We start from the raw sequence: 25,688 nt of genomic DNA, 5'->3' as shown, positions 1-25,688 counted from the left end.
GAAGTTGTTACGAGGGGGAGAATCTGTTCGTGGTAAAAAACAAGTACGTATCCAAATGGACATCAGCTTTATTGATCCTGTGCATGATCGTCTCTATGCTCCCGGTGTGGGCGCCTGATACCGCCTATGGGAAGGGGCCGGAGGATATAACCGTTACGCTGGATGGCACTGTTGTTGGCAATAGAAGTGTGGAGGCCGAAAATGCTTTCCGTAATTTTAATGTCAATGGTACCGGATTCGCCAGCTCCCCCGGCTTCATTCAGACGGAGCAGGATAAGGATATTAAAATTCAAGCTAACGGTACAATGACATCTGATGATAAGGCATCCGTTACGTTTGAAATTAATGTCTTGGATAATCCCTTACTGAAAGCAATGGCTGCAGGCGGGGACACAGAAATCGTTGTTGGCTGGGACCTGCTGAAGCTTTATGAAAAAAAAGTTCTGGGTGTTGTTGTCTCCACCTCTGTAACAACAGCTAACTTCTTTGTTGATGGCGAGAACATTTTGTCAGGCCATAGCGGCGGCGGCACTATAGGGCACAAAGAAGAAACGGCCACAATCAGACCCGATTCTACCATTAAAATACAGGTTTGGCTTGAAGACGGGGAGGCAAGGGCAGAAGGGATTTTCATTAAGTTCCAGGACAAAGTAGCCCCCACAATAAAAGACTACATATTTACTAGCACCGGCACCGAGCGGGATAATACCAAGATTGGAGAAAAAGAACTGTTCCTGAAGGCTGGCGAACGGATGGAACTGACCTATCCATTCTCCGAACCGGTCAAACCCAGTGGCGATACATTTAGCTTGACTACACACTACCTATTTACCAATCCTGCAAAAACTGGGCTGCCCGGGGCCGGCCAAAATCAGGGGATGAGGCTGCCGTCCTCCACGGATTGGACCCAGTTTACGGATAAGTTAGCTTATTCTTATTCTCCTACACCTCTTCATCATTCGGGCAATCTGCCTATCAAAAACGGCGGCGAGCTTACAGATATTCCCACGGAAGGCGGACTGAACCAAAGTAGCCTTCTCGAGAAAATTAAAGCTGCCGATTTTCATGATGCTGCCGGGAACTACCTTAAAGTCGAAAACTTCGGTAAGAAGGCCTCTACAGCAAGCTCATCTCACATGAGCGGCAAGGCTATTAATCCCTTTGACGAAACTGTTGATTCAGGCAATGTAATATCTAACAATGACGGCTACCGGGTTATCGTCGACGCAGTTCCACCTAAATATACCTTTGCGGCCAACGGCATCCAACCGGAAATCGTTACTGGCAGTACCTTAAATGGCGGAGACGTGATTGATTTTAAGGTACAGCTTACCGAGGATACCATTGTCAAAGCGGGATTGAATGCTGACAACTTAATCCTTCACTTTAATAACGGGATGAAAGCCAGGTATATCAAAGGCGAGAACACGGATACGTGGACGTTCCGGGCTGAAGTAACAGATCAGGATGTGGACGTGGCGTTACTGAAGGTAATTGCACTCTCCCATGAAAGCAGAGCGGCGCAAGGCTACCCTGACAAAGGTGTGATCCAGGATTACGCCGGCAACCTGCTGATGGATGCGGCTCATACCAATAAATCTGCAGAGCCCGTACCTACTGACCCCTCCCAGCAAATCCCGAATACCAAGATTGACTGGGCCAAGCTGTCCATTGACAATCAGGATCCGGAATTCAGCTACAGCTACGACAGCGACGGTGCTACCGATGCGGTGTATGGGAAAAAGGGAAAAATCACTATCGACGCCAATGATCCTTCGGTGACGGCTCCTCCTCTTGATCCGGATGAAGCCGGCTTTGTACGGCCAAGCCGAGGGATTTACCGGCCGTTGAATATGACAGGACCCATCGGGCAGGATTCTCCTGGAGTAGGGTTGGTCTATTATTATTGGAGCAATAAACCCGAGAACCCCCTGGCTGCCCTGACAGATGACAACTACGCTGTTATCAAGCGATTTTCCCTAACAGGGGAGCAGCCTGAGGGCATATTCACCGGGGAGCCGCTTAAAGTGGCCAACAATAAAACGAATCTCCTCTCTCCACCGGCGAAGGCCTTCGCTTCTGACGCCAGCGGCCCCTGGTACCTGCATACGTGGACAGCGGATATGACCTGGGATACGGCCCGGGAATTGATGCAATACAGTAAGAATAAAGACTTTGCTATTAATCATCCCGATATGTACAGCACGTGGAAGAATGAGTATTTTGCCAGCCATCCTGGTGCTTCCGAAGCCGACGCGGAATTTTACGCCAAGGGTGAGGCTCTGAAAAAGGTAGCGGAATACGATAATCCCGCCATGTGGACACCGGAAGATTATAAACACGATGATTCCAACTGGATTTACAACAAAGCCATCTTGCTGCTGGACAACAAAGCTCCTGTGCTTACGGCAGAAATCATTGCCGGGGATAAGCCTGAGGTTAAAGCACTCATAACCGCAACGGATAAGCACAGCGGCATTGATGCGGCTAATGTGCAGTACCAGTGGGTGAAGGAGCATGAAGCGCCAAGCTCAATCGGATGGACTACTGTTCCGATGGATTACATTGTCTCCACACAAGGTCATGTTTTTGAAGATGGCACCTATGACCTGTACCTGCAGGGTGCGGATCATGCGGGTAATATAACGGCTGCACAGAAGTCGGCTTCGGCAACCGTTAATTCGTCCGATAAAATTGAGGTTTCCTTCTCGCCTACCTCCACTATTTTTATGAAGAGCCAAAATGTAAAGCTCACGATTACAAAGGTTCAAGTGGAAGCTGTGGCCTATGCCTACAGCAGCTCCCCGGTGCGTCCGGCAGACAGTCAGTTTACACCGACGGTCCTCGCGGCCGTTTATGGCAGCGGCCCTGTACCAAACGTTCCGGTTGTGGACAGCGCAGCAGCGCCCTCCGTAACAAGCTCTGTTTATGCGGCCAACACGGTCACCTCGGCGGTTTATGAGCACCCTACTACCGTCTGGGTTCCCGCCGATCCCGCACTGAACGGTGAGCAATACCTGCATATCCGTGTCCAGGAGGCGGGGGCACAAAGCTATTACTTCAACCAGTTGTACAAGTTTGACAATACGGCGCCTGCTGTTACCTTCAACATCAACGGTGTTAACTACGCCAAACCAAGCCATGCGGTTACTGTAACGGCTACAGAGCTGCAGCGGCCCGATGACATGAAGGTAAGCTATCAGTGGGTCCGGGAGGATGTTCCTGCCCCAGGTGATGCATCCCCGGGCTGGCAGACGCTTCCCAAGGATGGGAAGACAACTTTGGACAACTCCGTACTTGCCGCAGGCGAAACAGCCAACTTCATCTTGTACGTCTATGCAATCGATGGAGCGGGAAATGCAGCGATTACCCACACAGGCACTTTCCGGTTGTCGCGGGAGGATAATAGTCCGGTGCAGGTGCTGCAATCCGATCTGATTGCCTTCGAAGGAAACGAGACAGACGGATATAAGGCAGTGCTTCAGCTGGAGCTGCAGAATACCACGAAGCACGGCTTCGAATATGCCATCTCCAAGGATAACGGGATCAATTGGACCAACTGGATGCCGTACACCAACTTTGTCCGCACCCCGGTTGATGCAGCAACACCTGCCCAGCTTCAGCTGAAGGTGAAGTTCCGTTCTCCCGGCGGCGGGGAAAGCAGCCCGGCGGATGTGGATACCAAAGCATTCAATCCTGCTGCTAATAATCTTTACGGCATTGCTTCCTACAGCACCATGAAGCCCGTTGGAAGCGGCGCGGTGTCCCTCACCATCTCGGTTCCGGCAGGAGTCAAGGTGAAACCCTCCGCTACCGACAATTTGGCGGCACCGGTTCATGTCAAGGGCAATACGTACAGCATTCCGCAAAACGGGATTTACACCTTTGACCTGACAGACCTTACCGCCACAGACCGGAAAGCCAGGCTGTTGGCCGTCGTCAATAATATTGATGACACAGCCCCTGAAGGAGTGATTGTCTATAACATTACCGGACCAACCTCCTCCAACGTCACCGCTGAGCTGCAGACCTCCGAGCCTGTCCGGGTGTTGAATAATGAGGGTGCGAGACGCCATAGCTTCAAGGAAAACGGCAGCTTTACCTTTGAGTTTGAGGATGAGGCGGGCAACAAAAATACGGCAACGGCAACAGTGGCCAACATTGACAAAACACCTCCCTCCGTTGAAATTGTGGCTACAGATAAGTATGGAGACAACGGCTCCAAAACCTTTAAGACCATCAAGGACAGTCAGGGCAACGTGATTTTGGCCGAGGGTATTGTGCTGAGTGTGGTGAAGGCTGCCAACAGCACCAAGGATATCACCGTTATTCAAGGCGAAAATCCGGTTACGATGCGGGACAACGGCAAGGTGGAATTTACTGTACGGGATCAAAACGGCAATACCACGGTTGTGGAAAAGGAGATTTCCTACATTGCCCCGGCTCTGGAAACACCGGAAATTGTCTACGAATTTGTGGATGAAAATGGTCAGACGCTGTCTCCGGACAAAACCGTTACCGTTGACGGCAAAACCTATGCCAAGGGCAAGGTGAAGGTCACACTGAGCGGACAGGTCAGCGCCCCCAACAAAATCTTCTTGGGCACAGGGCCTTCAATTGACAAGGATAATGGAAACTACCTCAATCAGATTAGCGGTACAGACGGGCGTTACAGCCATTCTGCCATCTACAGCACAAATGGCCTTACCAAAATTGCCATTTCTGATCTTTTGGGGCAAAGGATCATTTCCCCAATTGAAGTGACCGGACTGGATAACACCGCTCCGGAGCTCAAACTTAACCGCCCTGTTATCTCCGTCATCCGGAATCAGGAAGGGTTCAATCCTTATACGGATCTGGGCGGTTACACCGTTTCCGACAATCTGTCTGCTGTGGATCATCTGACAGTCACCATCAGCGACCTGGACCTGGCTACAACGGGCAAAAAGTCGGTGACGTACACGGTAACGGATGAACTTGGCAACAGCGCAACCTTTACTCAATCCGTGGTTGTGTTACCGAATTCCGGGCTGATGATTACCGGCAATGGGGAAGTCATTTCTTCCAGCCTGGAAGAGGCCGTTCTGTTCGATACCAACACCATCACCTTCCGTGTTCAAGGGTACGACGAAATGATGGTGGAGGGAACGAAGGCAACCAATGAACGGGCTACCTTCAGCATTCTCTATCATTCCGGACTGTACCGGGAAGGGCAAATGAAATATATTGCCGAGGAAATATCCTACGAAGCACTGACAGCGCAGCAATTCCAGGTTACCTTCCCGAAAACAGGCTGGTACACCATTATCGTCAGAACGCAAGAGAGAGAAAGGGAGTTTGCTTCCTTCTTTGTAGGCAACAAGGATTAAGCCTTGAAATTGGCGAAGCCAATTTGAGAGCCTTCTTCGACATTTCATCGGTTTACGCTGGGTCAGGTTATGGGGAATCCCGGAATGGGCAAAAGCCTGTTCCGGGGGATTTCTTTTAATCACAATCGGCAGCATGGTCGGCTAATCTCTAGAATGAAGGAGTCAAAAGCGGATGAGAGGGATTAAACAGGCAATCGCCATTATATTGGCTGCCATTCTGGCCTTGGGGCTTCCGGTTTCGGCCTTTGCCAATGAAATCGGCAAAGAAGACGTGACGGTGGTCAGCAACAGCTTCGTGAAGGTAACGGTCAATAATCATACGGGCCGGTTTGCGATCCGGACCGTGGACGGACAACCCGTCCGCAAGAATGACCAGAATGTTAACATGATGTACCAGGGGGATGATCCGGAAACCTCCTTTACCACCTTCCGGATCGACGGAACGGACTATATCTTCGGTAATCCGTATAAATTCGGAGCCGATTTCTTCTCGGAAATTTCCCCTCCGCGGATTGTGGAGAATTCCGACGGCACCAAACAAATTGAGACAACCTGGAGCATCAAGGGAGTCCAAATTACACAAGTGTTGAAGCTCTACACCGATACATCGGACATCATGAATGCCGGCAATGTAAACGTAGGCTACATCGTCAACAACCCTACCCAGGCGGATGTGCAGGTGGGTTCGCGGATTTTGCTGGATACCATGGTGGGCAGCAATGATGGTCCTGCATTCCAGGTAGGGGCAGTTTCTGATCGTCCCCTTCAAGTAGAGCGCAGGCTGGTGGATGAGGATAAGGTAGATTCAGCATACACAGGTCTGGATCGCACTCTCCGAACACTGCCGGCTTATTGGGTCATGAAGGACAAATACGACAGCACCAATCCGTTGGCTACCAATGTGACGGCTTACGGCTTCAATAACTTTTCCGAGAACGACATCAATATTGTAGATGAAATGGTCGTTGGACATTGGGCCAGAATGGCCAACACCAAATGGGATTATGAAGTCAATGAAAACCTGGATTTCACCACCGACACCAATGATTTTGGCTCGGCGGATTCGGCTGTGGCCTTGTATTGGAACCCGGACCGGATTCCGGCAGGGTCGGCCCGCACCTTCGAGACGGTTTATGGATTGGGCGAAATTATCTCTCCGGACAAGGTGTTCTCCATCCGTTATATTGATCCGGTCAATCAATTGGCAGCCTTGGAGGACGGCAGCGGGTATGTGGATGAGGGCGTATTCCAGATTACGGCCGAAATCGAAAATATGGAATCCTTTAAGATGAAGCATTCCAACATCGTCGCCAACATGCAATTGGATAATGCACTTAAATTTGTGGAGATGGATGAGAACGGGAAAATCGTTAGAGGCTCAGACGGCAAGGTGAAGACGCTGCCCGGCAATACCCAGTCAGCGGTGTTCATAAAACCGGCGACACCAGCTGAAGCCGAGTTGGGCATTCAGCCCAAATTTGAGCCCGGTGACATAGTAACGGCTACCTTTCTCGTACAGGCAAAGGGCCGCCCCTGGCCGACAACACCCGAATATTTGCTTTCTGTAACAAGTGAAGAGATGGGACAAGAGATTAAGAAAATAGAGAATGAGGCCATCAAAGCCCAATATGAATGCAGCAAGGCCAACTTCGTTTTCCTTCCTCCGGTAGGGGTTGCTGCACAAACCTTTGTGTACGCTATGACTCCGGAAGAGGCCTTTGCCTCAGATGTCAAATACATCACACTGAACTTATCGAATGTAGAGGCGTATAATCCGGGCAATGCTTCCTCCGACCCGAATTTTGACCTGTATCTAAAGGAAACCGCAACCGGCAACCGCTATAAGGTACCGGTGAAGCAATCTGTTATTATGCAGCCCGCCAATGATGGGCAAATGGGTGATATGCGGATTACTTACCGCACCGGTGATCTTGTGGATGCCACCGGCAAGGTGCTGAAGGCAGACTTGGGTCCCGCCTTGCCGTTAGGCGAGTACCAGGTGGAAGTGGATTATAAGGATACCGCTGATACAGGCGGCTTGTATGACCTGACGACGGCTCAGCGCTTTGTGGTTACCGAGAATGAAGCAGCCCGGGTCAAGAAGGCCAATATCTTGGCTGTGATTAAAAATACAGTAACTTTAAACGGTGATTTTGATACAAAAGTAAAACCCGATTATATGGAGGCTTTCCCGGAAGAGGCTGCCCCATCCAGAGATCAAATTCAGGCAATGAAGGTCACTTTGACTACTGCCTTGGATAAGATGGTCCGGGTTGGTCAGCTTGTGGATCCCGACTTCGGCGGGGAATACAAAAACGAGCAGCAAAAATCACCAACCTACCGCCTGCAGGCCTTCGAAAGTGAGAAGGAGCTGAAGGACCTTAAGGATGACTTGGATGACCGGAAAAAAGGCGAAGACGAGGTTCTGGTTGAAATCCGCGGCATGATCAACCAGATCGGCAGCGGCAAGGACCTGCAATATGTGGTGGACACTACCAGCGAACCCGCCATTATCAATAAAGCCGTGGCTTACCGCGGGAAGGATATGGTGTTTGCCAAGGGACAGCTGGATGTCATGGACATTAACCTGATTACAGGTGCCGCCCAATCCCCGTTCCTGCGTACCTTGTCCGTCAAGGGTGACGGTACACTCTCTGTAGCAAACAGCGGATTTGTTTTTCATAAGGGTGAATGGACGTTGGATTTCTATAACGGCTTCAGCAAAACCCTGTTGGAGAAGAAGGACGATGACGACAAGAAGGATGATGAACCGGGCGGAGAGGATGAATCCCTGAACGGCTCTCTCACTTGGGCAGCAGGCAATCTGGTGGACCGGGTGAATCCGCTGCGTCAATTGTCCATTGAGGATGTCTATTTTAACCGCCACAGCCTGTTCGCTGCTCCCAGCTTCACCATCAGCGGCTTCGGCATGAAGTTCAATGACTATATCCTTCGGGCGGGGGGCATTTCCTTCGGCGGCACCATCGGCTTCAAGATTGTGGAGTCGGAAATTAAAGATGTAGTCTTTAACGAAAAAGGCTTTGTGGGCATCGATGCCTCTCTGAGCTTCGATCTGAATCAGGACATTGGCCTTATTGGCGTAACGAAGAAAAAGGATAAGAAGAAAGACGATGACAAGGGAGGCTCCGGCAAGGATTCTCCGAAAAAGGATGACGACAAGGACATCGCCGGCGAAATTCACATTGTGCATTATGTGCAGCCTGTAGATGGCATCTCCAACAGCTACGGCATCAAGTTTAAGGCAATCATCAATGATTTTGGCGTGGGTGTGGAGCTGGCCTTCAAGCAGGTCCCGGACAAACGGGTGCTGCCGGATGTGATTGGTTTTGAGGCAAGGCTGGGTGACCCGGGCGTAGCGATTTTTGCCGCTACCTATCTGCAGGGCATCCGCGGTGCCATTCGCGAGCTGGCGGATACCATTGCAGGTGAAGGAGATGTGCCGCTGACCCTTGAGGCCGGCGCGGATATTAACTTCGGGGTTCCGCCCGCCATTTTCTATGGCAGCATTGATCTGACTTTGAAGAAAACCGGCTTTAAGATTCTCGGCAAGCTGGACTATAAGCCAACGCCTGCCTCCGAAAAGATAAAAATGATTACAGAAGCTAAAATTGCTGCCCAGTGGGTAAAACCCTGGTTCGTTGCGGCTTCTGCGGAGCTGGATGTACTGGGCTGGAACATCATTATCGGCAAAGCGTCCCTGTTCGTGGGACAGAATCTGATCAAGAACCGAATAGATTTCGAGGGTTTCGTGAGTGCCAAGATTCAAATCCCCGAGGATGTTCCTGTCGTAGGCGGCAAGCCGCTGGCAGGCGTTTCTCTGGGTGTAAACAACGACAAGATGTGGGGAAGCTACACTATTCTTTTCCTCACCTTGGGCATCACCTACTACTTCAACGGGGGCATTGAATTCGGTACCTCCGGCGAGAAGCTTCCGGAAGGTCTGGCGTATCTGCGGATTCAGGATCCGGAGAACGGTCCCAAGCTGATTGTATTGGGTCAAGGTGTGGAAACCTTGGCTACCTCTTGGGTAACCAAGGAAGACACGCTGCATGAAATTGAGTACCACAGCGTCGCCAGTGGTGTGGATCTGCTGGATAACGGCTCCTTCGGAGTGGGTATCGGCGGCATTAAGGTAGCGGAGGAAGGGCGGCTTCATGAGATTCCCATGAGCTCCGTTTCCGGTGATGCACTGTTGGAGGTCGAGTATTACGGCAGCACCGTTCCCAACCTGATTATGAAGGATAACAACGGTCAGGATTATCCGCTTGTTTATGACGTGGCGAATATCAATGATCCTTTAGCCAATGCCTTTACTCAGGAATTGAATGGACAGAACGGTGCTGTGAAAAAGGTCTACATTGCCGTACCGGCTAATAAAGCCGGCGGAACCTGGAAGCTGTATGCTGACCAGCAGGTGGATTCCAGACTGCTTAACATTCCCGTGGTTTCCAAGCTGGATGAAGTGCGGCTGACGAAGCCGGATCAAAACCCGAATACCTTTACGGCCTCCTGGAAGGTGGCGAATGCCAAACCCGGGGATACCGTAAATCTCTATTTGACCAAGGATGCTGTACAACCTCCTGCTGCTGCAGGTGAAGAGGCAGCCCAGCCGGGTTCGGCGGGACTGCTCGTAGCCAAGGATCTGGAGGTTACAGCCGGAGGCAATATGTCCGGCACCACAGCAATGGGCAGTGTGAATATTGATGTGTCACAGGTATCCCTTTTGGGTGCTACGGAGGATATCCGGGGAATGCTGCCGCAGGGCGATTATTATCTGCGTGCCGAGCTGAAGTCCTCCAATACCTTCGGTACGAAAACCAGCGAGCAGAAGTTTACGGTTATTGATCCGCTGGCTCCCAATGAAGTACAGGATGTGGCTGTGAAGCCCGCCGGGAACGGATATTTCAACCTGTCCTTCAGACCGGCAGGCAAAAAGCCGGCACAAGCCGGGTTTGAGCACAGCTACACCATCGAAGTGATGCAGCAGGATCAAAACGGCACATTGAGCGAATACGACAATTTCTCCTCCCTCTTGTTCACGGAAGAGGAATTGGCTCCGTACTGGAATGCCCAAAGCGGCAAGTATGAAGGCATCCGGCTGGGTGGCTGGACCAAGGCCTCCCGCTCCAGTGTGGTGGACCAATCCAATCTGGACAGCAAGCCTGTAGCGAATGATGACTTTACCTATCAAGGTCTGCAGGTGGGCCAGAAGTATGTGGTGGGCGTATCGGCGGCAGTTAGACCCGATGCGGAAACGGACAAGAATGAAAATCTGCATTTCGCAAACCGGACGGATACGGCTAATACGCTGCTCCCTGTTCCGGCCAAACCGGTTATGAGCATTCAGCCTTCGGATACCGTGAAGGTGGCTGAAGCCACAACAGCGTATGCGGATGTGCTGTCCAGCGTTACGCAGCAGCGGATTGTGCTTAGCTCCGACCAGCAAAATGTGGATGTGGAGGCGCTGTTTGACGGCAAGTCCATCGCCAAAACCACCCTTACGAATAAGGCATCTGGCAGCTCGGGTGTATTGGATTTCTCCAATTTTACAACCGACGGCACGTATGGGATTGAACTGCGGTCTACGAACAAACAAACCGGAGATTTCTCCATTACCATGCTTTACCTGACCGTGGATACCATTGCACCTATCCTCTATCTGGATACTCCGCTTTCCGGTGAACGCACAACCGACGGCAAAATCCTGGTAGTAGGGCAAACCAGCAATGATGCGGAATTGCGGGTAAACGGACAGCGCCTGACTGTTGGCCAGGACGGACGTTTCTCCGGCAATATCTCGGTTTCGGGAACGGAGCCGAAGCTGGACCTTGTGTTTGATGCAGTTGACCGTGCAGGCAACAGAAACGGTACAACGGTGAAGGTGACCAACGGCAGCTATCAAGTGCCGGTGGCCTTGGTTCTGCGAAAGCTTCCTAACCTTCATGTAGCAGACCAAAAGAAAGTGGAAGCCTTCCTGCGCTATTCCAACGGCGTGGATACGGACAAAAAGCCCTTATTCAGAGAAGTTCCCGTACCCGCTGCGGATTTGGATAAGCTTACTTACTCCATTTATACCGGAGAAGCGGCCAGTGTATCGAATACCGGTACTGTTCAAGCTGTCTCCGAAGGATCCGCTATTGTGAAGGCGGAGTACCAGATTACCAAGGATGTGGCGCTTCAAGGCATGACTGTGGTGGATGTATCCACTGACGTGAGTGCCTACACTGCTACTGTCGACAAAAATCCGGGTGTCACCAAAGTCAACGTGGTGGCTGCCGGAGAAATGACCGATGCGGAGCTGGTGTACAAGGTATATCCGGCAGCTGGTGTAACTCCGGCTCCCCGCTACAAGAATGACGTTAGCGGCTGGCCGCTCCTCCCTGCGGACGGCGTAGTTGCCGCGGCGGCAGGAAACAAGGTGGCGGTAGCCAAACGCGCTGTAGGCGGCAAGCTGGCTGCGGCTGTTTCCACGCTGATGGAAGCGAAGGTTTGGAGCCAGCCTGCACCAGGTGGTGGCGGCGGAGGATTCATGGGTGGAGGAAATTCGGATATTAAGGCCAATGGCGATACGGTTGCAACCGAATTGCGCAATGACCGGTTGGTGGCCCGTGTCGACAAGGCGGGAGTCAGCACTGTTAATCCAAAGCAGGTATTGATCGAAGGCAGCAATGCGCTGGTAAACGGCTACGAGTTCGAAATCGGCTCCGGCCTGCTGGCCCAAGCTGCCAAGAACGGGCAAACTCTGCGTTTGGCGCTGCCCTTCGCTGATCTGACTATTCCGGCACATCTCGCAGCTGAATCAGGCAAAGATCTGAAGCTGGTGCTGGAGAAGAACACGGCTTCCGAAAAGGCGGAGCTTGAAGCCATTGCCGGATCCCTTCAGGCAGAATTGCTTGGTGGCGGAGAAGGGGTTACCTTCGATATCGGCCAAAGCGGAATTTACGCCGGACGTTCTATAGCCGCAAGAGTGGCGATTCCCGACAGCATTGCCGCCAAGGATATTACCGGCGTGGTGCTGAGAAGCAAAAACGGCAATTGGACTACGGTTCCGTGGGCATTGGACATCGACAACAACAAAGCATATGTGAACCTGACTCTGACGGATGACGGCAGCATTGCCTTCATCAAGAATAAACCTTCCTTTGCCGACGTGGCTGCCGACAGCTGGGCGAAGGATGTGATTGCAGCAGCCAGCGGCAAGCTGTTTATGCTGGGCCGCGGAGCCGATGAGTTTGCTCCGGACAGCAGAATTACCCGCGCAGAATATCCGACAGTGCTGCTTCGTGTGTTGGGTCTGATGAGCCAGCAAGCCACAGCAGGCTTCACGGATGTATCCGCGGATGACTGGTTCAGCCGTAGTGTTGCCATTGCTTCCGCTAACGGTCTGGTGAACGGCTTCGAGGACGGAACCTTCCGTCCGGAGGGTGAGCTGTCCCGGTTGGAGGCTATGGTGATGGCAGGCCGGGCGCTTGCGCTGCTGGGAGGACAGACGGCAGTAGATGCGGCTTCCGTTGACGCCATCCTGGGTGAGTTTACGGATGGGGCCGTGATTCCGGAGTGGGCAAGAGAGGCTGTTGCCCTGTGTATCCGCGAAGGCATTATTGACGGCCAGGATCAAGCACTGCTTCCGGGCGGAGCGCTTACCCGCGCCCAAGCTGCGGCTATCGCAGCCCGGTTGAATCAGAAGGTGCCCGTAGGCAAGCTGTAAGAAATGAAGAGCAATCTGACTATGAGAGCAGGAAGGTGTTTTATGCTTTGCAGACAAAAGTGGATCAAGCTTGTCTCTTGCCTTCTGCTGCTGGTCTCCTTTGTCCCCGCAGGTTTGGGGGCAAAGGCGGCAAGCGGCAGCTGGTCCAGCTATGCGGATACCACCTGGTATAACGCGGACTACCCTACTTATACAATCGAAACAGCCGCAGAGCTTGCCGGTGTTTCCGAGCTGGTTTACGGCGGTATAGACTTCGACGGCAAAACGCTGCATGTCGTTAACGATCTGAACCTGTCCGATCATGAATGGCGCCCCATCGGCACACCGGAGCATCCGTTCCGGGGTATTCTGATGGGACCGATGGGCTCCCCCAAGACCTTGAGCGGGCTGACCGTAACCGGTGGGGATTATGCGGGTCTGTTCGGTTATATGAACGAGGCTACTGTTGGCCGGCTTAGCCTGGCGGGCCGTGTTGACCTCCAAGTAACCGGAGGTCAGGTTTACGCAGGATCAGTGGCAGGATATATGGATCAGGAGAGCACTATTCTTGATCTAACAAGCAATGTGGAGATTCACATTAACGGCTCTCCTGGGGGCCGTGTCCAGGTTGGCGGTATCGTGGGCAGCAGCTCCGGTACTCTGTCTAATGTGGAAAACCGGGGCGGCATTACGGTAAACGGTATGGGTGAAGTCCAGGCCGGCGGTATTACCGGTGCAGGCAACGGGATACTGCTAATGAAGAAAAACAATAACCAGGGTTCGGTAAGTGTAACCGGCAGTGTCTACCGGTCCGATGCCGGCGGTATTATCGGCTTTGCACCCGCATTGCTGAATATGGATGAGGAGGATACCTTTATCCGCAACAGCGGGGCCTTGACTGTATCCGATACAGCCAGCGGTACACTGGGGGGAATTGTGGGCAGAGCGGGTCCGGGAGCGGCTGTACAATTCTCAGCCAAAACCTCCAACTCCGGAAGAATTCAGCTGGATGCCGGGGCTTACGCGGCGGATACCTACGCAGGCGGTTTAATCGGTTCATTGGAGATTCCACAGACAACCTTGTCCCATGCGGCGTTTGCCCAAACGGGGGAGATTGTCCACAATGGCGGTACGCGTGTTTATACAGGCGGTATTGCCGGCAGCGCAGCCAATAATGTGGTATGGTCGGGGGCTTTCTCCGGAACGGTGCCCATTACCGTCAGCGGTGTTTCGGATCTGTACACCGGAGGTTTGGTTGGTAAGTCCGGCGCTGTTCTGACATTGAACGAAGCCGCCTCCAACCAAGGGGCTATTCATGCAGATGCGACCACGGATGATGTGTATACCGGCGGTTTAGTGGGTTTTGCAGCTGACCGTCTCATACTCGGAAGCAGCGCGGCAGCCGCCTACAGCAACAGCGGGGCTATCACGGTCACCGGCACCGCCTCCGATGTGTATACAGGCGGTATTATCGCCAACAAGGCATACACCAAAGCGGCCAATAATGTGGCCAGCACAGGTTCCATTGCAGTAACCGGAGCCCAGCGTTTATACACTGGCGGCTACTTCGGTAAGGTGACCGGACCGGATATGGCCATTGCCGGCGAAGCCTTCGCTTCCTCCATCCAGGTAACCTCCACGATGCCTGCGGATGAGACGCGTGATGTGTACACAGGCGGTATCGTCGGACACTACGCATTCAACAGCACCATTGCCAATACCTCCTTCTCCGGCAGCATCACTGCAACCGGGGGCCTCTATACCGGAGGGATTGCCGGATATATGAGCAGCGGTACGATCACCGGAGCAACAGTGGGCAGTGCTGATGCTGAAGGGCTCCTCCGTTCCGACGGAAATTCGGGCGGTGTTGCAGGTTATGCCAATGGGGAAATTACCCAGGCCGCCGTTCATCACCTCCGGATTGAAGCTACAGGAGCAGGCGGTACTGCAGGCGGCATCGCCGGTTTGGCCCAAGGCCGCATCTCGACAGCAGCCGTTGGGAATGCAGCGCCTGAGGGTGATCATTATATGGTAAGTATTGCAGCGGAAGCCTCCGAGGTTGCTGCCGGCGGTGTAATCGGCAAGGACAGCGGAAATCTCCGTTTGGAGACCATCACGGCCTCCGGCATTAGCCTGGAGTCCAATGCTGCTGCAGCCCGGGTGAAGCTGGGCGGTCTTGCAGGTGCTGCTTCAGCCCAGGCAATGGCGGGCACACAGGAAACACCCGTGAGTGTCCATCATATTAAGGCTGATGCGGCCGGTAATGAAAACGCGGTGGGCGGGGTAATCGGACGCAACGAAACTCCGCTGGACAGAGAGCGTTTGAAGCAGGTGTTTGAAATTTCCATCCAGGCTCAAGGCAGCCGTTCCCTACTGGGCGGTATTGCCGGCTCCAATAGCGGTGTGCTGACGGACTTGGAAGCCACTGGTATTGAGATTGTTTCCGGTGGTGCGGACAACCAGGTGGGCGGTCTGGCCGGATATACAGACGCAGCTGTTATTCGTCCGTTGGTTTATGCAGGTGAAGCAGGGCTCACATTGACCCTGCAAGGAGCAGGAGCCTCCGCAGGCGGTGTTGCCGGGGTAGCGAAGAACACTTCCGTTACCGGTGATGGGGCGGCAAGCAGCTCGGCAGGGCTTGTCGTAAATGCTGAAGCAGCTGCAAACGGGGCCCGCATTGGCGGTATTATCGGTGCAAGCGATGCTTCCCCGATGACCGATGTTATTGCTGAAAGCCCCATTGTGACAGCGAAAGGCGCTAATACATCGGCAGGCGGTTTGGCCGGTGAAATTACCGGAGCCAATATTACCAACTCCGCAGCCAGGGGCATTCTGCCCGAATATGCCGTGTTCACTCTTCATGGCGCGGACAGCAAGGCGGGCGGTGCAGCCGGTAATGCGCAGAACAGTGCCATTACAGGAGACTCGACCCAAACGAATGTGGAAAATCTGCTTATCAACGGCGCTGATACCGCCGCGCGCCTGACAGCAGGCGGCGTTGTTGGCCATTTGACAGATGGAAGCCTGAACAATCTGTTTGGACAGCAGGTGAAGCTCACGGTCAAAGGCTCTGAATCCACCGTTGGCGGGTTGGCAGGTTATAACCGCGGTTTGGCCGGATACGGGGAGGAAGGACATGCCCAGGTAATCCGTGGAAACTACATGGAGAACCTGACCACCGTTTTGGCCGCTACTGCCTCTTCCTCCACAACCGGAGGTTTAATCGGGATCAATGATGAACGGACCGATGAGGATGCTGAAGTAAACATTGCTTCGGCAGTTAGCTCCATCGGAAGCAGCCGGTACACCGGCAGTGTCACCGTACATGGACCGCGTTCGGTTACCGGCGGCCTGATCGGGGAGAACCGCAGCGTTGTTGCCAACAACAGCATTGCCGAGAAGCTCCCGGTTTTGTCTGACGGCAATAACGGCACAGTAGGCGGGCTCATCGGCCAAAACTCCGGCACCGGTACGGTGTACTATTCCTACTCCAATGCCATCGTGACCGCAAGCGGTGAATCCACCGTCATCGGAGGACTTGCAGGATTGAATGCTGGTCATGTCATTGCTTCGTACACAGAGACAGATCTTACAGGCAATGCCGTTGGAACCAGCGGTGAATATGCGGCGTTGGGCGGTCTCGTCGGCAAAAACACAGGCGAAATCCGAAACAGCTTCACCTCTGCAGTGGTTACCTCACACGGTGCCTATACCTTCACTGGCGGGTTGGTGGGTGACCATAGCGGCTCGGTAGCCAATTCCTACGCCGCCAAGAACGTAACGGCCCATGGCACAGGCTCCTTCGTCGGCGGCCTGATCGGCCGAATGACCACCGGCACAGTAGGAGGCAGCTATTCCGGCGGCCAGGTGACCGGTGATAACGGCGCTTATGCCGGCGGTTTTGCAGGCTTTTACAAAAATACAAGCAAGGAACTCATTGATAATACCTACTACGTGAAGGACGAAAGCAAATCCATTAACAGCGGGCTGCTGGATTTTGGCGGCGGCACCTATTATGAGCTCAATCAGTATTCCCGCTTGAGCCCGATCCTCTCCACTACGCTGGCTGACCGCAACGCCTTCCCGGCTTTGTCGGGATGGACCTTCAGCGATACAGCCTGGCGCTATGGCTCGGAGAATGCCGAATACCGGTATCCGGAGCTGAACCTCAGTGCCAATAACGGCGGAGACGGAGGAAACAACGGTGGCGGGGGTACACCCGTCAGCATGAATATTAACTGGTATACCAAGAATACCAACGCACTTACGTTTACCTTGCAGACGGAGGCTGATCTGGCAGGTTTGGCGGCCATCGTCAACGGTACGGTAACCGGTGTAAGCAAGTTTGATTTTAAAGGAAGAACCATTCAATTGACGGCTCCGGTCCACATTCAATCCACCCACTGGGATCCCATTGGCGCCGATATGGCTCATGCTTTCCAAGGCCATTTTGTGGGTAACGGGAATCTGATCAGCGGCTTGAAGGTTTCCGGCGGCGATTATACCGGATTGTTCGGTGTCATCGGAAATTTTGCCACTGTACGCCAGGTTGCCCAGGAGCCGGTGAACGTTACCGGTACCCAATGGGTAGGCGCATTGGCTGGACTTAATCAGGGCAAGGTGTCCGAGATCAGTGTGGTTCTGACCAGCCAGGCCCAAGTGACCGGCGGCAGCTACGTGGGCGGTATCCTCGGACAAAACACAGGAACCGTTACAGGCTTGAAGTTTACGGCCAAAGACGGAGGCAAAGTAAAGAGCGCCGCCGCGAATGCCGCAGTAGGCGGACTTGTGGGCGACAATCAATCGGCCATTCCCGCATCCGGCGTAGTGCTTGCGGGCGGTGCCATCGAAGCATCTGGCGAAGCTGCAGTAGTAGGCGGTTTGGCTGGTAAACAAACAGGCGATATTCAAACCTCCAAGGCTGTTATTGATGCCGGAAGCAGCATCCACGCCAGCGGCGAAGGCAATCTGGCAGGTGGTTTGGTTGGTTTGTATGCTTCAGGAGCAGCCGCCGATGTTACGGTTGCCTTCACAGGCGGAAGCATCCGTGCAGACGGTTCAGGCTCCATCGCAGGCGGTATGATCGGCCGGTCCGCCGCCGGGCAAACCGTTAAGAATGCCGCAGTCACAGGCATCGGCGGAGCTGGCGGAGAGATTGCCGCGGCAGCGGCTGCCGGCGGTATTGCCGGAGATAAAGCAGGTTTGGGCACGAACGTGTTTGAATTTGAAAAGGTAGAGGTCAAGGGAGTATCCCTCGCCGTTACTGCAGGCAGAAGCTCTATGGGCGGCATTGCCGGCAAGCTGGCGGACACTGCTGTGAAGGAAGCTGTTTTCCAGGGAAGTCTGGCGGCATCCCAAAATGATGTAAAGGCAGGCGGTATTACCGGCGCTGCTTACAACTCCATTCTTTACCTGACGCAGGCGGCTCCCCAAATAGAGCTGTCCCCCGCAGCAGAAGAAGGTAACCTGTTCGTTGCTCCCATGGCTACGGAAACACGGGCGAATGCTGCAGGCAGCATTGCTGGTGTGATGGAAGCAAGCAGCGAACAACGTAATGCAGCATTGGATTTCGGATTTTATACACCGTTTTACCCGGGTATCTATGATGCCAAGGTGACAGCAGGCAGCATTGTGATGACAGGTTCCGGACAAACCCTGGATCTGTACGCAGGCGGTTTTGCGGGCAAGCTCCTTTCCGCTTCCCTGTATAACTCCGTTTCCTCTGCATCTATAAATGTGACAGGCGCCTCACGCGCAGTTGTGGGTGGTGCGGCTGGTCTGTTGTCCGGCAGTGTGGCTGTTAATATTACGGCCCAAAGCCAGCTTGACGCAGGCAGCAGCTCCAACTACAGCGCAGGCGGACTGGTTGGACAAGCGGATCATAGTGAAATCTCCTATTCCCGCACTACTGCCTTAAACGATAAGCCGATTGTCATCGGCGAAAGTGTGGCGGCTAACCGTCAGGCGACCTACGCCCGGATTGGCGGGTTTGTGGGTCAAGCGGATGCCACAACCATCAAGAATGCTTCAGCCGATATGGACATTGAAGCAACCATCGCCAACCCTTATGCCACCATTTCGGCGGGCGGCTTCGCCGGAATCCTGGGCGATTCGGAGCATGGAGCCATTGATGGGGCTTATGCCAAGGGCTTCGTCACCCTGGACGGCAAAGCGGGTGCATATGCCGGCGGCTTCGCCGGTGTGGTGAATGAATATGACATCAACCAGGCTTATGCAACAGGCAATGTAAAAACCTCCTCCTTCGATGCCAGAGGCGGCGGCTTTGCCGGGGTTATCTATCTCGGTGGTACCATCGCCGATGCTTATGCCATGCAGGATGAGGTGTATGTAGCAGGAACCGGTGTTGCTACCCGTGCTTACGCGGGCGGTTTTGCCGGACATAATGACGGGAACCTGAGCCGGGTGTACGCCAAGGCTGCCCACATTACCTCCATTGCCGGAGGAGCCAATTCCTATATGGGCTCTCTCATCGGCTACAACTACCGGGACGGCCGGGTGGCGGATTCCTACTCCACCGGAGTCTTGGCTGCCATCATGTATGATACCAGCAGCGGACAAAGCGCCAATGTGAAGCCTCTGCCGGGAGACGGCCAGCCTTTCGCTAACTGGAGCTTTACCGGAGATTCACCGGTATGGGTATTTGCCGGCAGCGGGGATTCCATTGTGCCTGAACTGGCGAAGCTGTCCAGCTGGCGGTTTGCCCCTGATGTAGGGTTTATGACCGTATCCGCCAAGGATACAGCTGCTTTTGAGGTGGCAGCACCGGAGCAATTGGCAGGGTTTGCTCTTCTGCAGGATGAAGGCGTGGCTTTCTACAGACTGTACAACCGGGGAGCAACTACGGCACCGGCTGTGTCGAAGCTGACGTTGACCGCGGATATGGCTCTGGCAGGCAAGCTGTGGGCGCCTATCGCAGTGTTCCGCGGGGAGCTGGATGGTAGCAACCATACAATTACTGGGTTTAAGCGGAGTCTTTTTGAGGGTAACAAGCTTGGATTTGTATCGGAAAACCGCGGCGTTATCGCGAATCTGACGCTGCTCCAGCCGCAGCTGGACGGTGCAGCTTATACCGGCGCAGTGGCCGGCGTGAATGGCACGGAAGGATTAATCAGCCATGTTACGGTGACCGGCGGAAGTGTGTCCGCTAGCACTGCAGCCGGAGGTATTGCCGGAACCAACGATGGCAGCATCCAAACCTCACACGCAAGCGGCCGGGTAACGGCAGCCCAAGCGGAAGGTGGAAGTGCAGCAGGCGGGATTACCGGTACTCAGGGTGCCGAAGGTTCTATCAGCGGAAGCTTCTCTTATGCCGATGTAACTGCAGAAGGGGCAGCAGCTGATGCCGGAGGACTCGCCGGTGTGAACGAAGGTGCTATTGCAGATAGCTACAATACTGGAAGCATCATCGCCAAGGGAGTTGATACTGCCCGGGCAGGCGGTGTAGCCGGATATACAGCCGGAGCATTAACCGGCAATGTCAACGGAGGTCAAGCTTCCGCCAGTGTGGGCGGCATTCTGGTGAAGGGAAAAACCTTCGCCGGCGGTGTAGCGGGACAATTGGCGGAAGGAGCAGCTTTAACCGGAAACCTCTATGATGTGCAAATGGTCCAATTCCCGGTTGCCTATTATACGCAAGCGGGCAGCAAGGTAAGAGCGGAAGCCGGTCAAGCTGAAGGGCTGTCTACAGCCAAGCTTGTGGAGGGCGTACTGCCTGCCGGTCTGAGTGCTTCTGTATGGACTGCACAGCAAGGCTTTTATCCGCAGCTGTCCCGTTTTGCGGGAACACCGGAAAGCGGCGTGTCCACTGCCGCAGTTGTACTGACAGCGGATGATACGGCTTTCAGCGTAACAGGCGCGTACCGCACAGCGGGCGATGCCTCCATTACGTGGACCACTTCCCAATCAGGAGGTTTGACGGTGCTTACTGCCTCCAAGGGTGGTGCAAGCCGTGCGGTGGCCATTAGCAGAACCCCGCTGGTATATGAATTTACAGCGGCTGCACCAACAAGTCCTACCGAGAAGCAGTTTAAGGATAAAACCGGCATTATATTGGAAACAACTGAAGCCGGAGCGGTAATTCACTACACCACAAACGGTGCACAACCGACTGAATTGTCTGCGGTTTATACACAGCCTATCGAAGTTAGTGCTACAACCACCATCAAAGCAATCGCAGTGGTGGACGGCAAAAACAACAGTGCTGTATTCACTGCCGAGTTTAAAAAGATCGTACCAGGCGGCGGTGGTGGCGGAGGCGGAGCGCCCAGCAATGTAACGGCATCCGTTGGCGGCAAGGATATTACCTCCACAGTCAGCCAATCCGCCAGCGGCACAGAAACGGTTGTTGTGCTGAAGGATGAAGCCGTGAAGTCTCTCCTGAAGGACGGCCAAAAGGGAACAGAAGTAGCCGTTGTTTTCGGTGAGGGTATCCAAGTGGCAACCGCCGAGTTGAAGGCTGAATTGGTCAAGGAATTGGCTTCGCATGACGCTGTTCTCCTGGTGAAGAATCAGGGAGCCGTGTACCGGGTGCCGGCCAGTGTGCTGGTACAAGCAGGCGCCGAAAGCGGAAGCCTCCGGTTTACGGTAGCGAAGCTGACTGAGGCAGAGGTCAAGCAATTGCAGGAAAAGGCAAAGGCGGATGGTTATGAAATCCAGATCCCGCCGGCAACCTTCAAGATCGCCAAGCTGGAAGGCACTCAGCTGAAGGAGCTGAATAAGCTGGCCGGGTATGCGGAGCGGATTCTGCTTCTCCCTAATGGAGTGGCTGCTTCTAAAACACCCGCAGGCGTTATGCTCCAAGCAAACGGCAGCATCAGCCCTGTTCCTTCCCGCGTGATCAGCTACGAAGGGAAACAGGCCGTTGCGCTAAACAGCGTAGCCGGTTCCGGAACCTTTGCAGTGGTTTCCATCGCTGCCTGGAATTTCGATGATGCCCAAGGCCATTGGGCCCAAGCCTCCATTGGCGATTTGGCGGCCAGAAGAATGGTCGGCGGGTCTGCACCGGGTATGTTTGAACCGGACCGCTCCATCACCCGCGCCGAGTTTGCCGCCATTGCGGTGAAGGCACTGGGACTGGAGGGTACCAGCACCACACCATTACCTTTCCATGATGTGAGTGCAGCCGACTGGTATGCCACCTATCTGGCCAGCGCGTATGAGTTCGGCCTGATCTCGGGCTTCGAAGATGGTACTGTGCGGGCCCAGGAAGAAATCAGCCGCCAGCAGGCAATGGCTATACTGGCCAGAGCAATGGCGCTGACAGGTCTTTCTGCAGAGGCTACCGACGAAGAAGTGGAGAACCTGCTCGCTTCCTTCGAGGATGCGGACGGCATTGCGGACTATGCCAAAACCGCCATTGCCGCAAGTGTGAAAGCCGGGCTCGTTTCCGGCAGAAGCAGCGCGGAGATTGCGCCTGACGCCCTGATGACCCGGGCGGAGGTGGCTACTATTGTCCAGAAGCTCTTGAAGCTGTCTGGCCTGACTGAATAAAAAGCAAAACGGGCTGTCCAAAAATTACCTAAAATAAAAAGTTGGGTTGGAAACCATTAGGTCTCCAGCCCAACTTTTTTATTTGCTTATGCTGGAAGGCAGTATGTGGGATTCCTGTCGTTTACCAATAAAAGCGGGATCTCCAGCATCCATTTTCATAATTGATGGACATTACTATTTTGGTATAAACCAATTGTTAATATTGGTATTTTAGTAATAATTTATTGTTATCTGGTGCTTAGGAGGTTTGGATACAAAGCTTTTGAGAGAATTTTGGGAGAATCAGTCTGTATAATAATAGCTAGTATTAGCAATAAAAGTCACAGAATGTAGAGAAGTGGCGAAAGGGTGGAGTACTGCTTGTAGCCGTCTCCCGGGTGAAGGTAACTTTATACAAAAGAGAAGAGTTGAAGCCTCCTGCATATACCGCTGAATCGTACGATCATACTTGGACTAATGTAAATCTACTGTCGTTATTCTGACAGAAACCTCATATTTCAATAAAGAATAAGGAGATATGCTGCATGAAAAGATTCTTTAAGAGGCTTGGCATTTGTATGCTAATGATGACACTGGTTGCAGGTGGGGCTTCAGAATTGTGGATGCCTTTGGGCAGTGGTAATCTGGCAGCGGCGGCGCCACAGACGATCTATAACCAGGATGGAAATGGATTCAGTGGGACCATTGAAGGGAACGAAGTATTGGGTACTGCCATGACAGGCTATCGTGACTGGCCTGATGGATTTAATAAAACGAATACCGCTTCTTTTAATGGAGGTGTCTATGATGGCACAAATATATGGATGATTCCATTTGGTGCGGATCGTGTGGTTAAGTTCAATGTAAAAACAGGAGCCATGACTGGGTATAACAACTGGCCTAGCGGGTTCACTAAAAATACTACAGCCTTTGCAGGAGGCGTCTATGACGGCACCAATGTATGGATGATTCCGAGCAGTGCTGACCGAGTAGTTAAGATCAATACCACAACCGGAGTCATGACCGGGTACAACAACTGGCCTAGCGGGTTTACTAAGGGTAGTTCAGCCTTTGCGGGAGGTGTCTATGACGGCACTAATATATGGCTGATTCCATATACTGCAGATCGAGTAATCAAAATCAATGCAACTACGGGAGTCATGACCGGGTATAACAGCTGGCCTAGCGGCTTTACGAAGAATAGTACTGCATTTATAGGGGGTGTCTATGACGGCACCAATATATGGATGATTCCTCATACTGCGGACCGTCTGATTAAAATCAATGCAGCAACGGGAGTCATGACCGGGTATAACAGCTGGCCTAGTGGGTTTACTAAAGGCGGTTCAGCCTTTGCGGGAGGCGTCTATGATGGTACTAATATATGGATGATTCCATATCTTGCAGATCGTGTGATTAAGGTCAATGCAGCAACAGGAGTTATGACGGGCTATAACAGTTGGCCCAGCGGTTATACAAAAGCCGGTGGGGCATTCTGGGGTGGTGGCTATGACGGAACGAATATATGGATGGCTCCTGTTGGTGCGGATCGTGTGATTAAAGTCAATGCTACGACTGGGCAAATGACCGGCTATAACAATTGGCCTAATGGTTTTACTAGACCATCTACCGTTTTCTGGGGCGGAGTCTATGACGGAAGCAATATGTGGATGATACCTTTTGCTGCCGATAGATTGGTTAAGATCGGACATTCGGCGGACTTAAGCTCGATGACATTGAGTGATGGAACGCTGTCGCCAGTGTTCGATCCGGGAACAACGAGTTACACGGCGGGTGTAGAGAATGCAGTAGCGAGTCTGGATGTAACAGCAGTCTTGGCAGATGAATCCGCAGCATTGACAGTGAATAACGATGCTGCAGGAGGCGGAGAAGCAGTCCATGTGCCTCTGAACGTGGGATCGAACACGATCACAATTGTGGTTACAGCAAAGGATAAACAGACGAAGACATACACCGTGACCGTAACGCGCTCCTTACCGTCCAAGGCAGATGTGGTCAACACTGCTGGTACAACCACGGTTACCTATATGGGTACAACCATTGATCTTGCAAGCTTATCTACCTTGTTTACGGTGGATACCAATGCAGGTCCAAGAACCTATACCGTAGAGTCAGGCGGCACCGGTGAAGGTACGATTAACGGAAGCATCTTGACCGTAGAGAAGGCCGGACCGATTCAGATTGGTCTAGCGACAGCAGAAACAGAGACACATTATGCGGGCGTGAAGCAAACTGCTACGCTGACTGTGAACAAGGGAGATCAAAGCGCACCCAGTGGTCTAAGCAAGACATCTGTCACCACCCATGGCGGCAGTGATGGTGCCATAACCGGACTAACTGCAAGCACGAGCTATGAGTACAAACAAGAGGGAGGCAGCAGCTACACTCCGGTAACGGCTAGTCCTTCAGGTGAAATTACCGGACTGGCGGCAGGAAGCTATGTCGTTCGTCTTGCTGCAACAGAGCTATATAAAGCAGGCGCTGATTCAGCAGCTGTTATTGTGGGACAGCCGGAAAACACGCCGACAGCGGGAATCGACTATAGCGCAGAGCAGCTGACGGGACTGACAGCAGGTGCCGGATATACCGTAAACGGGGAAGCCGTTACGGCAGATAATGCCGGCAAGCTGGCGATTGACAGCAGCTGGCTGGGCACCATGCTAAGCATCGTGAAGCCAGGTAATGGAACCACAACGGAGGACAGCGCAGCGCAAACGCTGGACGTGCCTGCCCGTGGGACAGCGCCAAGCAGCGTGGGCAAAACCGACGAAACGGCGTTGCATGCTGCCAATGGAACACTGACCGGGTTGAGCACCGGGATGGAATACAAGAAGGGCGCAGCAGGCGCCTGGTCGGAGGTAACCGGCAGCAGCGTGACCGGACTTGCCCCGGACACGTATTATGTCCGGATAAAAGCAACCGCGACCACCTTCGCGTCGGCCGAGCAAAGTATCACGGTCAACGCTTACACACTGGTGAAGGAGATCACGCCGACAGCGGGAATCGACTACAGCGCAGAGCAGCTGACGGGACTGACAGCAGGTGCCGGATATACCGTAAACGGGGAAGCCGTTACGGCAGATAATGACGGCAAGCTGGCG

At 53.3% G+C, this 25,688-nt stretch carries 4 protein-coding genes; all 4 read left to right on the top strand.

Features of this window, described 5'->3' with window-relative positions; all coding sequences use genetic code 11:
- Window positions 1-29: 29 nt before the first annotated feature.
- Complete coding sequence (locus ACI1P1_RS25700; RefSeq protein WP_416219358.1) at window positions 30-5,369, top strand: hypothetical protein; 5,340 nt, start codon at window positions 30-32, stop codon at window positions 5,367-5,369.
- Window positions 5,370-5,541: 172 nt separating this feature from the next.
- The gene (locus ACI1P1_RS25695) at window positions 5,542-13,098 is read left to right on the top strand and encodes an S-layer homology domain-containing protein (protein WP_416219357.1); all 7,557 of its coding nucleotides are present in this window, start codon (window positions 5,542-5,544) and stop codon (window positions 13,096-13,098) included.
- A 42-nt stretch (window positions 13,099-13,140) separates the two neighbouring features.
- Window positions 13,141-22,587 carry an S-layer homology domain-containing protein gene (locus ACI1P1_RS25690; RefSeq protein WP_416219356.1) on the top strand — a complete coding sequence of 3,149 codons (9,447 nt, stop codon included), beginning with the start codon at window positions 13,141-13,143 and terminating at the stop codon, window positions 22,585-22,587.
- A 1,709-nt stretch (window positions 22,588-24,296) separates the two neighbouring features.
- On the top strand, window positions 24,297-25,688 hold a 1,392-nt coding region (locus tag ACI1P1_RS25685), incomplete at its 3' end, for a cadherin-like beta sandwich domain-containing protein (protein WP_416219355.1).

It is taken from the genome of Paenibacillus mesotrionivorans (assembly GCF_046098205.1).
Classification (GTDB): Bacteria; Bacillota; Bacilli; order Paenibacillales; family NBRC-103111; genus Paenibacillus_AR; species Paenibacillus_AR mesotrionivorans.
Note: the sequence above shows the minus strand (reverse complement) of the source record. Positions and strands in the feature narration are given on the sequence as shown.

Bases quoted from the DNA above. Each gene is read 5' to 3' on its own strand.
- ACI1P1_RS25695 (WP_416219357.1), top strand. From the start codon at position 5,542: ATGAGAGGGATTAAACAGGCAATCGCCATTATATTGGCTGCCATTCTG.
- ACI1P1_RS25690 (WP_416219356.1), top strand. From the start codon at position 13,141: ATGCTTTGCAGACAAAAGTGGATCAAGCTTGTCTCTTGCCTTCTGCTG.